Below are 13800 nucleotides of genomic sequence, written 5' to 3'. Positions count from 1 at the left end.
ACACAAGCAGAGTTAAGCGATATGGCTAAGAATCATCTAAATCTGAGTCTTTTTTCATCAGGAAATCTCGGATCAATAGAAACTGACAACCGTGTCATCATGGCTGCGTTGACACGTGCTCGAGTTGGAAGGGATGGAGTACCTACAGACATCAATGCCAAGTATTACGCCCAACGAGCCGGTGCAGCGATGATCATCTCTGAAGCCACAGCGATTTCAGCTCAAGGGCTCGGATGGGTAGATACCCCAGGTATTTTTACGCAAGAACAAATCAAAGGCTGGCAAAAGGTTACCGATGCTGTACATCGCCGTGGCGGGAAGATTTTCATCCAACTTTGGCATATGGGCCGAGAAGTGCACCCCGATCTTATCGGAGGCCAGGCTCCCGTAGCGCCTTCACCAATCGCTGCAGAAGGCGCAGCACATACTTATGAAGGAAAGAAACCTTACGCAATGCCCAGAGCCCTAACTCACAATGAGATTCAAGGCATTATCGCGGATTACAAACAGGCGGCTAAGAATGCTCTCAAAGCCGGTTTTGATGGAGTCGAGCTCCACGCTGCAGGGCCTTACCTGCCGGCTCAATTTCTACATGACAGCAGCAATCAGCGCACCGATGCTTACGGAGGGAGTATAGAAAACAGAGCTCGCTTCACCTTTGAAGTTCTATCGGCACTGTGTGAAGTCTGGGGGTCTGACAGAGTCGGTATCAAGCTATCACCAGAGATTAGCTTGACAGACAGCCGCGCTCAAGAAACCTACTTATATATTGTCAGTCAACTCAGTAGATATAACCTGGCTTACTTACAGATGATGGAGCGGGCATGGGATAGAAATGAGCAACCATCCATTGACCATACCCAGCTGCGTGATGCTTACAAAGGTTGCTACGTTGCCAATGGTATGTATGACTCGGAATCTGCAAACAACGCTATTGCCGATGGCACAGCCGATTACATTTCATTTGGACGCCTCTTTATATCAAATCCTGACCTAGTAGCGCGCCTGGCAAGTAATGGGCCCTATAACGAAGAAGATATGTCTTCATTTTTTTCCGGTGATGCACGGGGATATGTGGACTACCCATCTTTATCCGAGCAAAGCGCTTGAGCATCAATTTATTATTTGTATTTTGGACACAGCTATGGAAAAAATTCTGATTACCGGCGGAACTGGAAACAACGGCAAAGCCATTCTTGAGAATCTCGCCAACACCAATATGCCTGTTAGAGCTATGTTACGTGATATTTCGAAAGCGCCAATAAGAGCTAAGAATATCAGCTACGTAAAGGGGGACTATGAAGATGAACACTCTCTATTAGAGGCTCTGAATGGTATTGAGTCAGCCTTTTTGGTTACCGCGTTCGAATCCTCATTCACCAAGAAACATGCCGCTTTTATCCGTGTAGCTGAGCAAGCCGGTGTCAAGCATATAGTGCAACTCTCCGGTTTAGGGGCCGATGCAAGTTCGCCTATAGATATAGCAAGATGGTTAGGAGAGGCAGAAGACTACCTTATTCAATCCACTTTAAAGTGGACGATACTACAACCCGCCAGCTTTAACAGCAATTTCTTCGCTTCGGCCGATGAAGTTGCCAACTTAAGTACTATTAGTGCGCCTTTTGGTTCCGAACCGGGCGCAACCGTTGTGACAGTCGATCATCAAGACATTGCCGATGTGGCAACAAAAATCTTAATGGAACCAAATTTACATAAAGGAAAGAAATATATTCTCACTGGTCCGGAAAAATTAACTTATAGCGATATAGCACAGATCTTATCTGAGGAGTTAGACAGAGAAATTAAATACATGCCCATCAGCGATGAAACTGCAAGGCTGGGATTACTCAATTCTGGAATTCCCGAGAGCGATATTGATGCCTTAGCACAACTTTGGCCAGTAACTCGCGAATGGGGCCATACTATTGAGCTTTCTGACCATACAGAAAAACTACTGGGTAGAGGGGCAACCTCAATTAGATCCTTTTTCCGCAGTGAGATACATCGATTTAAGAAAAAAGAAGTCTAGATAAGTAGTAACCCCATTGGAAAGTTAGTGTTTAACAATGAGCACTAACTTTCCAACGATGCCAATAATCTTTGATAAGTAGAAATGAAAGGTATCCTTCAGCATGGCGCTTCCTACAGTTGTGTCTTTTTTCAGCATCAGTGGCTGTAGACCTCGGGATAAGAGTTGAGCCGTAGCGGTAATGCCGATAGGACCGGCATCGATAACAATCACATCATGGATGTTTTTCATTACCTGTGGCAGTGCCCCGCCCAGAAACACCCCCACTCTTCGCAGGCTGGGCGTCACTGTTCTTAGAGCCCAAGATACAACCTTTTAGACTCCAGGTAGGCTTTATCATAAACAAACCGTTCAAAGTCTAATTTCTCTAATAGAAACCCGGCCAAGACTGAGACTGACATGGCCAGTGTGAAATAGAGAATGGCCACATCCAGCTCGAATGTAACAATCAGCTCGATGACTCCGCTCCACTGCCAAGTAGGAAGTAAGATTTTACCTTAAAAATTAAGCCAGCATAGCAATTAAAAGATGGATTCATCTTAAAGCCAGACTGGCTCTAACTATCCCTAAGTTGGATTAATCCAGGCTTGACCACTAACTGAGAGCCGGTAACTATCAGATCAAGCTTGAACTATTATACATCATACCGCCCGCTTTGCGGGTGGTTGTTGATTTATAGCTAACACTAAACCAATCTATTTAGAGTGTTGACTTAAATTATCTCTCATTCTTAAGGAAGGATTACCTAGCCTACAATAACCCAGCCAACCTCCCCAAGACTAACATTAACTAACATGTAAAGAATTTCTACAACACTGATCTTGCACTATGAACCTTTTTGTTTTCCAAGATTATTAATAATGAATTTTGCACGCTCTACTGTTTCAACTAATTTCTTGGGTACAGCATTGTCTTCCCAATCCTGCATAAAGACCACAGACAAACCGCTATTGAGATCACTAAACCCATATTGCCCATAGGAACCAGCTGTGTAGATAACGTTGTATTCTGGCAAGTACCAGGCTTGAGACCCATATGCCACAGGAGTACCCAACGCAGTGGCAAGTGCCTTGCCACTTTCAGATTTAGCAAGAAGGTCCTTATCAAGATTTTTTACTGAATCATAGAAGCTCTTTGGAGCCTTGCCCTGGGCAATCCACTGATGAAAAAGTGCATAGTCGCGTAGGGTAGTACTGATACCATAGGAAGGGCTAGCGGTACCATCAACGGTCAAGGCAATGGAGCCAGAACTATTTGCCCCAAAATCATTAAAGAGATCCGAAAGAAGCTTGTTGAATGGGTGCCCTGAAACTTCTTCTGCAAGTATTGCTAATAGATCCGTGTTTTTATCATTATATGTATATACTTTGCCCGATTCATTCTGGACTTTAGCATTCTTGATGGCATTGCGATGTCCAGTTGGTTTACCCGGCTTTAAGCCTTGCTCAACCTCAAATAAATAGGCTTCACCTCCTGGCACATGATAATCTGTCGCAGGTAATAAGCCAGAGGTCATATCAAGCACCTCTTGCACCTTGGCTTTTCCAATTTTTGAACCAGAAAAATCAGAGAGATAATCTCCAATCGACAAATTAGGATCTATCTTACCCTTATCAATCAGCTTTGAGATAATGACTCCTGCGTAAGTTTTGGAAGCGGATTGCAAAAGCTGAGTTTGATTGTGATCAAGTCCATTATCATAAAACTCCCCGATAATTTTATTATCTTTCATAATCAGAAAACCTTTTGTTTGAGTGGCATTTAGCGACTCAACGAAAGGCCAGCCCTTGTGGATTTCCAGACTTATATTAAAGGGCTCTTTAACAACTTCCAGATTGGATGGATTATCTGCACCCATTATATGCACCGTGCCAAAGATGCCATAGTCATCCCAGTGCATGGATGTATACCTGTAATATGGCCAAGTTTGCATATTATTTTGATTAATATCAGATAGATCAAACGGCCGATAAAAATCATTGAGCGTAACTTTTTCTTTAGCTAGAGCAGATGGAAAAGAACTAATCGCCAAGATCATTGCTACACACCCATACTTCAAACATATTCCACCATTTCTCATTGGATTTATCGTTGTTGACATAAAAAAGAACTCGTTGCTGTTTAGCCTGACACGACCTCAATTAACACATCTTCCAAAATCGTAGCAGAATGAAAATTTCAATTTAAATGCAGAAAAATGTTCTAAACATGATCTCCAACCAAGTGACCGGGAGTTGCACGATTCTTGGCTTCAGGAGGGCGCTCACAGATGGATATCATTTCGACGGTACTCAACTTCGGGGGCTCTTCTGTCGAAGCCCTCTTCGCATGTCGCATGCTGTATTTTGACCTAAAGTCATTCACCAGCCGCTTACTAAGTACGCTTCTAGATGGAGGGGCAATCCCTCCATATACGCTTAAAGAGCCACTGATCGAGCCGGCATGTTTGTTGAGCCCCTACAAATCTCGAGCTAGGCAGGCAGTGAGCGCACCACCATCAACCGCTCTTCGGTCATATCCTTGATCGCCCAGCGCACCCCCTCTCGGCCCAGGCCCGAATCCTTCACACCGCCGTAGGGCATATTGTCTACCCGCCAACTGGGCACATCCCCTATTACCACACCACCCACCTCCAGGGTGTCCCAGGCTTTTTGGGCTCTGTACAAATCACGGGTGAAAATCCCGGCCTGCAAACCAAATGCGCTGTCATTGACCTTTTTCAGCACCTCATCGAAATCATCAAAGGGTTCCAGTATTGCTACAGGCCCAAAAGCTTCCTGCTGAACTACATTGCAATCACTGGGGACATTCTCTAATAACGTGGGTTCGAGCATGGCGCCATCGCGGTTACCACCGCAGAGAAGGCTGCCTCCCTGTTCAACCCCTTCTTTAATCCAGTTATGTAACCTTGTCGCTTCCCCCTCTGAAATCATCGGACCAATAAACGTATGTTCATTTTTAGGATCACCTTTCTTAAGCTTCTTGGTGCGCTCCAGCAAACGCACTTTCAGGTCCTCATATAGACTGGAATGCCCATAGATCCTCTGTACACCAATACAGCTCTGACCCGACTGATAAAAAGCTCCAAAGATCAGGCGTTCTACCGCATCTTCCAGATCGGTATCCCGATCAATCACACAGGCAGCATTGCCACCCAATTCCAGAATAACCTTCTTGCGCCCTGCCCTGGCCTTCAAGTCCCAGCCTACCGCAGGGGAGCCGGTAAAACTGAGCAGCTTAAAGCGATCATCCACAGTAAACAGGTCCGCGCCTTCGCGGTGACAGGGCAGCACCGAGAAGGCCCCCTTGGGCAGATCGGTTTCCGCCAGTACCTCTGCGATAATCAGGGCACCGATCGGGGTTCTACTCGCGGGTTTGAGCACAAAGGGGCAGCCGGCAGCAATGGCTGGAGCCACTTTATGGGCCGCAAGATTCAAGGGGAAATTAAACGGTGAAATAAAAGAGCAGGCCCCTACGGGAACCCGTTTAACAAATCCCCGGTACCCCGCGCTGCGCTTGGAGATTTCCAGATTGATAATCTCCCCATCGATACGCACCGCCTCTTCTGCGGCCACACGAAAGGTATCAATCAAACGGGAGACTTCCCCACGGGCATCGTGGATCGGTTTACCCGCTTCAATACACAGGGCCACGGCCAACTCTTCAAAGCGAGTCTGAAAGCGCTGTACACAGTGATCCAAGACTTGCTGGCGTTTGTAGGGCGGAAACGCAGCCATGGGTTTTTCTGCCAGCAAGGCCCAATCTATCGCGCTATCGATCACCTTGGCATCTGCCATGGCAACCTGTGTTGCCACCTGGCCGGAGTACTTATCGGTTACATCAAGCTCGGTATTGGCATAGATGGCTTCATTGGCCAGGTAGTAGGGGTACGCTTTCTGTAACATCAATGGCTCCTGGTGGTATTCACGGTGAGCATCGACATCGGAACCCGCTCGATCTGTCACGAGGGTATAGGTTACTCAGAGACAGATAGCAACACGGATAGCCTCTATAGGCCTTAGGGGCTGACCCAAATCTAGAAAGGTAGGCGTTGATACAACAGGCGCGGGAAAGCACCACCACAGTCACTAAGTTGAGTCACTGGGTGGCGCTATTAAAGATGGTTATTGGTTTGGCTATTTCTCCGTCAGCCACATACCTTCGGGTTCGTAGTTAAACGTTTTATAGGTCTTTTTATTGGTGGATGGGTTGTCTGACTTTTTATCGATGTCATAGACAGTCCAATTCAGCTCGCTGTGGTTGAACTCAATCACCGCATAGCCATAGATATTGCTGACAAAATCCTTGATATGCGGATTGTTAACCTGCACGCCTCCATTAAGTAATGAAGTGAATACGCTACCCACGTCGACCCCTCTCTCTACCGTATCATTCAGGTTCGGTGACGAGATCGAAGGGGTCATCAGCTCAATGCCTACCAAGTTGTCATAGTCCCAGTTGCTGATCTTGTTGAAATTTACTTTCAGGTAAGAGGCAATACTGGTGTGCAGATCCCCGGTCAGCACAACAAAATTATCGACACTGTTGTCTTTCACACTGGAGAGAATTTTCTCACGCTCCCATTGATAACCATCCCAGGCATCGTAGTTAGCGAATACCAGAGGGCGCCCCAGTGCGGTGCCTGCTAACTGGGCAAGCAGAGTCTGGTTACCCCAAACTTTCCAGCGGGCATTGGAATTGACCAAGCCATTAATCAGCCAATCCCGTTGGGTTTTCCCCAGCATGGTTTGGGATTTCTCTTCGTAATCGGTGCACCAGTAGTTTTCCCAGGCACTACCGTCTTTGCAGGGCTCTTTGGTGCGATAGGTTCGGCTATCGGTCATATATAAGTCGACCAAATCGCCGAATTGGAAAGAGCGGTAAATTTGCAGGTAGTCAAAGGCGTGGCTGGCCGCCTCATCCACTTTTACACGAGCCGGCACATACTCAATCCAAGCTTGTTGTGCATCGCGGCGCAGCTGGCGCAATTGCTCGGGGTTGTTAGCGCCAGTTTGGTAGGGATGGGATGGCACACCCAGGGTATCGCGATCGTAATCCCAGTAGGCGTTATCCGCAGTTTCGTGGTCATCCCAGGTGATAATAAAGGAATGCATTTCCATCGCCCGCTGCAGGTTTTTATCCTTGCGGTATTCCCGGTAAATATGGCGATAGTCTTCGAGATCCATAGCCACATTACCGCCGGAAGGCAGGCTCATTGGGTGAACAATCGCATCCTCAAAACCTTCATACTGCGCGTACTCATAGATGAAGTCTCCCAAGTGCAATACGCAATGCACATCTTCATCGGCCAAATGGCTGTAGGCGTTGTAATAGCCCGTGGTGTAATCCTGACAGGTCACCACCGCCATTTTGATACTTTCCAGCCCACCAGTTGGCAGGGTATGGCAGCGCCCGGTGCGGCTGCACAGTGCGCCGTATTTAAAGCGGTAGTAGTAACGCTGATTGGGAGACAGATAGCCTTCCAGGTCGATGTTTACGGTGTAGTCGCGATCCGCACTGATATCCTCAGCATTGATCTCAGCACTCAACACCGGCTGGGTAAATGACTCGTCCAAAGCCACATCCACATACAGGATTTGGCCGGGTACAAAGGCAGCGGGGTTGATATGGGTCCAGAGCACCACACCAGTTTGGCTGGGATCACCGGAGGCCACAGACAAATCGAAGATCAACCCATTCTGATCGATATCGTAGCCCGAGGGGCTGCCACTCAGATTAAAGCGCGCATAGGTTTCGCTATTGCTAGCCGCTAATGAGCGAACGGTAAATGGTGTAAGCAGCGCAAGCCCCATGGCTTGCACAAATGTACGGCGAGAAACAGTCATAAACCCCAACTTCCTGTTTGTTATTTAGAATTCGAATAATGTGAATTGGCGCGCATTTTATAGAAATGCGTACCAACAAAGAAGTCGGTTTATTCTACGAAGCATTAAATTTTGATGAAGGTTTAACCGAAAAAAGTCGATATACGCTACATTAGTCACATCTGACAGCTTGGTAGGATAGTGGATACCAGGAAAATGGCAGGTCAATAAACTATCTTTAACCCCCCTAACCCTCCAGATAATGCTTCCAGTACAAAGCAATATCAGCTGTTCTACTGTTTACAAAAGCCTCAAAACTCAGGGCATACCCCATGCGAGACGTTGCCGTTGTTGCCTACTGTAGAACCGCAATCGCCAAAGCAAGGCGCGGTGCCTTAAACCAAACCCACGGTATCCCCATGGCCGCGCATGTCATCAAGGAAGCGCTGCACAGAGCTACTTTGGATCCCGAGGAAGTGGAAGACGTTGTACTGGGCTGTGGATTACCTGAGGGAGCAACCGGCCACAATATCGCTCGCAACGCCGCCCTATTTGCAGGTTGTGGCGTCAAAGTGCCCGGTATGACGATTAACCGCTACTGCGGCTCGGGTCTCAATGCCGCATCGATCGTAGCGAATCGAATCGCCAGCGGGGAAATGCAGGTTGGCGTTGCCGGTGGCGTAGAAAGTATTAGTCTCGTGCAGTTCAGCCTGAACCTGAATCACTTTGTCTATGAGCCCCTGCAACAAGAAATCCCCGCGGTTTGGTGGACCATGATCCAAACAGCGGATTTCGTCGCTGACACCTTTTCCATCAGCCGGCAGGCACAGGATGCCTATGTGGTGGAGTCGCAAAAACGCGTGGCGGAAGCGCACAGAGCAGGCAAATTTGCCGAAGAAATCGTTCCTTTTGAGACAGTCATGTCGATAAAAGATAAAGAGACTGGGCAGATCTCAGAAAAGACAGTGTTGCTGAAAGAAGATGAAGGCCCACGCCCCGGTACCACCCTGGAAGGGTTATCGGCTCTAGAGCCAGTGAATGATGGCGGCACGGTAACCGCGGGCAACGCTTCGCAGCTCTCTGATGGCGCTGCGGCCGTCGTCATGATGGATGCCGAGCTGGCCGCCAAAAGAAACCTGCCCATTCTGGGGCTATTTCGCGGTATGCATCTTGCAGCGGTGGCCCCCGATGAAATGAGTATCGCCGTGGCGCCAGCCATTAAGCGCTTAATGAAGCATCAGGGGCTTTCTATGGGAGAGATAGACCTTTGGGAGTTACACGAAGCTTTTGCCGTTACCACCCTCTATAACCAAGCGGAACTGGAAACGCCTTGGGATATTACCAATGTTAATGGTGGCGCCATTGCCCTTGGCCACCCCTATGGGATGTCCGGCATTCGCTACCTGGGTTCTTCACTGATGGAGCTCAAGCGCAGAGACGCACACAAAGCGGTTATCGGGGTCTGTACTGCTGGCGGGATGGCCACAGCAGTATTCCTCGAGCGCTAAGCAAGTTACAAAGTCTTCCCCTCTGGCCGCCCTACCCCTGGCCACTTTGTACTTGCAACAAGCAAAAACAAGCGAACTGAAACACACAAACTGGTTCAATCATCACCACCTAGAAGTTGATCCCTTCTATAGCGCCTGAGCGCCTGGTCTGCTGGACAATTTGGCGTCTCGATCCTCTCAATATATCGTATCTATGGCTTTAAAGTGCCCGTAAAGAAGCTTGCATTTGCCACCAGGTTTGCCTCGAAGCTGGAGGAATAGCCATGTCCCGGCTCAAAGAGGGCCACAGCCAAGAAACTCTCTGTAAAGACGCTCTCTGTAGCTGCTCACCGAACAAGCAGCCTAAAGACTCCATCAAAGGCGTATTGCACTGATGATGGAGACAATCCATGACGGCTTTACTTTTCTGTTCGCACAGAGCCGGGGCGCTCTGTTTATCATGTTCTGGATCGTGATCTTCCTGGAACTCCCTCGCTATATCTTCTCCTTCTTCACCGCGGTTTTCTTTTTTAGCTCAAGGATCGAGAAAGAAGTAGATTTGGAAAAAATCGGCAAAATTTCGGTGATTATTGCCGGTCATAACGAGGAGGAGTCGATCGAAAAGTGTGTGCACAGTCTTTGGGCGCAAAGTGTTAAGCCCTATGAAATCATCGTGGTGAGCGATGGCTCCACCGATGGAACCAGAAAAGTGATGTCCAGCTTACTGACCCGAGGACTCATTCAGGGAGCCCATGCGACAGAACTTAGAGGTGGTAAGGCCTCCGCTCTAAACCTGGGGATTCGCTTTTGCACTGGCGATATCGTTATCACCGTAGACTGTGATTGCTCCTTTGAGCACCACACCATGAAGGAAGTGTTACTCCCCTTTGAAGACCCCAAAGTGGGGGTGGTTTCCGGTAATGTTTTTGTGCGCAACCCTCACGATAACCTACTCACCGCATTTCAAACCATCGAATACATTGTCAGTATCTCCCTCGGCAGGCATGCATTAGCCATGATCAGGCAAATGTGCTGTGCATCTGGCGCCTACAGCGGGTTCCGAAAAACCGCTATTGACCAGATTGGTGGCTTTGATTCCGGTGGGGGGGAAGATCTGGATATTACTTTTCGCCTGCGCAACTACGGCTGGGATATCGCCTTCGCCCCAGAGGCGATCTGCTATACGGATGTACCCACGAATATCCTGACTCTAATTCGCCAGCGCTTACGTTGGGAGCGGGATGCTGTGCGTTTGCGTTACCGCAAGTACGCCCACTTTATCAATCCTTTTAAGCGCCGCATCAAATTCGAAGAGTTCTTTCATCAATTTGAGTTCTTGATCTTTAATGTGATCGCTGCTATCGCTTTGCCCATCTACTTGGTCTGGCTGTTTGCGAGTTACGGCAGTAATGCCTGGTTTATTTTAATCGGTGCACAGATAGTGTTGATAATGCTGGATTGCCTCACCTTTGCGCTCGCCTCCTATGCCACCTACAAATTCAGTACTTTTCCACTCTGGCCCTTTCTTATTGGCTACAGCATCCTCTATGTCAACTTGATGCGTGTAGTACGGCTCTATGCCTATGTACAGGAGTGGATCTTTAGAACCTCTTATGCGGATTCCTTCGCCCCTTCAAAAGTACACAAGGTAAGGGAGTAAACTGCTGGGAACACCTCAGAAGCCGATAGTTATCCCTTGGCGACCCCACTTTTTTGGCTAAAACTCGACTTTATAGTCAATCGCGATACCCAGCTCATAAGACCAAGCCTTATCCCCTTATTTCCTACGGGCTGGCGCTTCAGCCCTCGTGGTCTATCGTTTTACTTAAGGCGGAATTTTACCCGCCAACCGTATCAACCAAGTACAACCGGCGTCAGTTTGCCCCTTCTGTAGGAGGGTTTGCCATCTCCTTTCTCACTGATGCATACAACTATTATCGCTGGCCCAGTGATTTTAATACGGTGCATCCAGGCATTGAGAAGTGTGATGCCCTGGTGGTTGAGGAGCCCATGACCCCTCAGTGCATCGAAAAACTCTGGAACAGCCAGATAGGCTTGCACCTGCTACCGGTGATTGACCTAACCGGCACACTGGGAGTCAGGGCAGACCTGGATGCCTCTAACACGCTCAAGGCAGACCCTACAGAGTACGGCAAGTTGATCGATTCCTTTAACTTTCGCCGCTCTCAGTTACACCCGGATTTCTACAACCCCCAGAACGATGACGACAAAATCCTGGCCCGCATCTTTGTCTCCGGGATAAGCCTAACCCCTAGCTACCAGCCAGACTCGCGCACCACCGTATGCTTTAACACCCTGTTAGATTCAGAAACGGTATTGCACGAATGCGAAAAAATGATGACGGCTGAATTACTGGCCGGCAGCTTTTTTGACCGCCGGCATATTTGTAACGGTTGCAGTGCCTCTCAATTTAATGTGCGCGAAGAGTGCCCGGAATGTCGATCCCCCAACTTGAGAGAATCCTTCTATCTGCACCACTTTAAGTGTGCCTACCTGGGACCTGAAGACGACTTTCGCCAGGGCGAATATTTAATCTGCCCCAAGTGCCGAATGGAAATGAGCCATTTCGGTAGCGATTACGACAAACCGGGCACCATTTTGATATGTAATTCCTGCGGCAAATCCAGTTCAGAAACAGAAGTTGGCTTTTTATGCCTTAATTGCGATACCCATATAGATGGCGATTCGGTTAAAACTGGGGATATTTTTAAATATAGCCTCACCGAAAAAGCCGTTCATTACCTGCATGCCGGCCATGCATTCCTGGAACTCACCCAGCAAAGCCCTATCTTTGCCGGGCTTCCATTCGAACTTATCGTAGTTTTAAACAAAGAGCTGAAAGATTGGAGAAACAATGAGAGCGAATTTGCTCTGCTGTGCATCAAATATGAAAATGAATATTTGGTAGAGCAAGAACACGGTAATCGCCAATTTTTTCATAGCCGCAATCAGTTTTTCCAGAGTTTAAGCCACTCGTTAAAAAAGGTCATGAAAGGGGAATACCCGGTTACCGCGGCCAAAGGCAGGATGGAAGATTTTATACTGGTAAGCCATATCAGCCAGAAAGATCTGTACAAATTTAGTGAAGAAGCCGGGCAAAGAGCCGCGAGCTCTTTGCGATTGGATGTAGAACCCATCCTCCAGGTCTATGGCCCCGAGGACCTGAGCTAATGTGGGAAGAAATTCAGGACGGCTACTACTACCTTATCTCTCAAAGCTATACAACGCTTTTTTTGATGCTCTGGGTGGTGGTGATCTTCGAGATCCCCCGCTACTTATTTTCGTTCTTTACTGCACTGGTTTTTTTTAGTTCGAAACCAGAATTTGAGGTAGATATAAAAAGTTTTGGAAAAACATCTGTGATTATTGCCGGTCACAACGAAGAGGACGCTATCGAGAAATGTGTACTCAGCTTATGGGAGCAAAGCCGCCCTCCCGATGAGATTATTGTAGTAAGCGATGGTTCCACAGATGGAACTAGAGATAAAATCCGTCAACTCTTAAAAAGAGGCCTGATTCATGGTGCACATTCGACAGAATTGCGGGGAGGGAAATCTGCTGCAGCAAACCTAGCCATTCGCTATACGACAGGGGAAATTATCCTAAACGTTGACTGCGACTGCTCCTTCGACTATCACGCCATAAAGAATATCTTACGTCAGTTCGATGATCCCGAGGTCGGGGGAGCATCAAATAATATTTTAGTGCGCAACTGGGATGTAAATTTACTCACAGTTTTTCAGGCAATTGAATATATTATTAGCATTTCTCTAGGTAAGCACGCGCTTTTCATGCTAGGACAAATGTCCTGTGCTTCTGGAGCTTTTAGTGCTTTTCGTAGAACGGCTTTAATACAAGTAGGCGGCTTTGATTCCGGCGGCGGTGAAGACCTGGATGTCACATTGCGCTTACGCCACTATGGTTGGAAAATTGGCTACGCTGCTGACTCCATCTGCTATACCGATGTCCCCACCAACCTAGCAACGTTGATCCGGCAAAGGTTCCGCTGGGAAAGAGATGCCGTTCGCCTACGTTTCAGAAAGTATCGTCACTTCATTAATCCGTTTGAACGTCGCCTTAAATTTAGGGAATTTTTTCATCAGTTCGAATTCCTGCTCTTTAATGTAATTGCCATTTTAATTCTGCCAGTTTACTTAGTCTGGTTATTTTACCATTACGGCGTTAATGGCTGGTTTATTCTGATAGCGGCTCAGATTGTCCTAATCATAATGGACATTATTACCTTCACCCTCAGCGCACTTGCCACAAATAAATTTAGAGCCACTCCAATTTGGCCCTACCTGTTGGGATACAGTATTTTGTATGTCAATCTGATGCGTATCGTTCGGCTCTACTCTTATATTCAGGAGTGGGTATTTAAAACCTCCTATTCCGACACTTACGCACCCTCCAAAGTGCATCGTGTTAGGGAGTAAGT

At 47.7% G+C, this 13800-nt stretch carries 10 protein-coding genes; 6 read left to right on the top strand and 4 right to left on the bottom strand.

The window, feature by feature from the left end; genetic code table 11:
* Window positions 1-21: 21 nt before the first annotated feature.
* Window positions 22-1110 (top strand): alkene reductase, encoded by a 1089-nt coding sequence (locus ACJJI0_RS04040; RefSeq protein WP_444884769.1) that lies wholly within the window; start codon window positions 22-24, stop codon window positions 1108-1110.
* A 34-nt stretch (window positions 1111-1144) separates the two neighbouring features.
* The gene (locus tag ACJJI0_RS04035; RefSeq protein ID WP_444884768.1) at window positions 1145-2029 is read left to right on the top strand and encodes an SDR family oxidoreductase; all 885 of its coding nucleotides are present in this window, start codon (window positions 1145-1147) and stop codon (window positions 2027-2029) included.
* A 24-nt stretch (window positions 2030-2053) separates the two neighbouring features.
* Here the strand turns inward: ACJJI0_RS04035 and ACJJI0_RS04030 are convergent, their stop codons facing one another.
* From ACJJI0_RS04030 to ACJJI0_RS04015, 4 genes are all read right to left on the bottom strand, one after another.
* Window positions 2054-2317 (bottom strand): hypothetical protein, encoded by a 264-nt coding sequence (locus ACJJI0_RS04030; protein ID WP_444884767.1) that lies wholly within the window; start codon window positions 2315-2317, stop codon window positions 2054-2056.
* Window positions 2318-2855: 538 nt separating this feature from the next.
* Window positions 2856-4130: a serine hydrolase domain-containing protein gene (locus ACJJI0_RS04025; RefSeq protein WP_444884766.1), complete on the bottom strand. Its 1275-nt coding sequence runs from the start codon at window positions 4128-4130 to the stop codon at window positions 2856-2858.
* A 370-nt stretch (window positions 4131-4500) separates the two neighbouring features.
* Window positions 4501-5994 (bottom strand): aldehyde dehydrogenase family protein, encoded by a 1494-nt coding sequence (locus ACJJI0_RS04020; protein WP_444884765.1) that lies wholly within the window; start codon window positions 5992-5994, stop codon window positions 4501-4503.
* A gap of 171 nt (window positions 5995-6165) precedes the next feature.
* Window positions 6166-7875 (bottom strand): alkaline phosphatase D family protein, encoded by a 1710-nt coding sequence (locus ACJJI0_RS04015; RefSeq protein WP_444884764.1) that lies wholly within the window; start codon window positions 7873-7875, stop codon window positions 6166-6168.
* A 311-nt stretch (window positions 7876-8186) separates the two neighbouring features.
* Between ACJJI0_RS04015 and ACJJI0_RS04010 the strand changes: the two genes are divergently transcribed.
* The 4 genes from ACJJI0_RS04010 (at window position 8187) to ACJJI0_RS03995 (ending at window position 13798) form a co-directional block, all read left to right on the top strand.
* Window positions 8187-9362 carry a thiolase family protein gene (locus ACJJI0_RS04010; RefSeq protein WP_444884763.1) on the top strand — a complete coding sequence of 392 codons (1176 nt, stop codon included), beginning with the start codon at window positions 8187-8189 and terminating at the stop codon, window positions 9360-9362.
* Window positions 9363-9735: 373 nt separating this feature from the next.
* Window positions 9736-11001, top strand: a complete 1266-nt coding sequence (locus ACJJI0_RS04005) for a glycosyltransferase family 2 protein (RefSeq protein WP_252081737.1) — start codon at window positions 9736-9738, stop codon at window positions 10999-11001.
* A gap of 53 nt (window positions 11002-11054) precedes the next feature.
* Complete coding sequence (locus ACJJI0_RS04000) at window positions 11055-12533, top strand: TackOD1 domain-containing metal-binding protein (RefSeq protein ID WP_444884762.1); 1479 nt, start codon at window positions 11055-11057, stop codon at window positions 12531-12533.
* Window positions 12533-13798, top strand: a complete 1266-nt coding sequence (locus ACJJI0_RS03995; protein WP_444884761.1) for a glycosyltransferase family 2 protein — start codon at window positions 12533-12535, stop codon at window positions 13796-13798. Before ACJJI0_RS04000 ends, ACJJI0_RS03995 begins: the two co-directional genes overlap by 1 nt.
* Window positions 13799-13800: the final 2 nt, after the last annotated feature.

It is taken from the genome of Microbulbifer mixtoriginis (SeqCode) (assembly GCF_052466695.1).
This window is presented reverse-complemented; position numbering and strand designations above follow the sequence as displayed.

Bases quoted from the DNA above. Each gene is read 5' to 3' on its own strand.
- ACJJI0_RS04025 (WP_444884766.1), bottom strand. From the start codon at position 4,130: ATGTCAACAACGATAAATCCAATGAGAAATGGTGGAATATGTTTGAAG.
- ACJJI0_RS04015 (WP_444884764.1), bottom strand. From the start codon at position 7,875: ATGACTGTTTCTCGCCGTACATTTGTGCAAGCCATGGGGCTTGCGCTG.
- ACJJI0_RS04035 (WP_444884768.1), top strand. From the start codon at position 1,145: ATGGAAAAAATTCTGATTACCGGCGGAACTGGAAACAACGGCAAAGCC.
- ACJJI0_RS04005 (WP_252081737.1), top strand. From the start codon at position 9,736: ATGATGGAGACAATCCATGACGGCTTTACTTTTCTGTTCGCACAGAGC.
- ACJJI0_RS03995 (WP_444884761.1), top strand. From the start codon at position 12,533: ATGTGGGAAGAAATTCAGGACGGCTACTACTACCTTATCTCTCAAAGC.
- ACJJI0_RS04010 (WP_444884763.1), top strand. From the start codon at position 8,187: ATGCGAGACGTTGCCGTTGTTGCCTACTGTAGAACCGCAATCGCCAAA.
- ACJJI0_RS04040 (WP_444884769.1), top strand. From the start codon at position 22: ATGGCTAAGAATCATCTAAATCTGAGTCTTTTTTCATCAGGAAATCTC.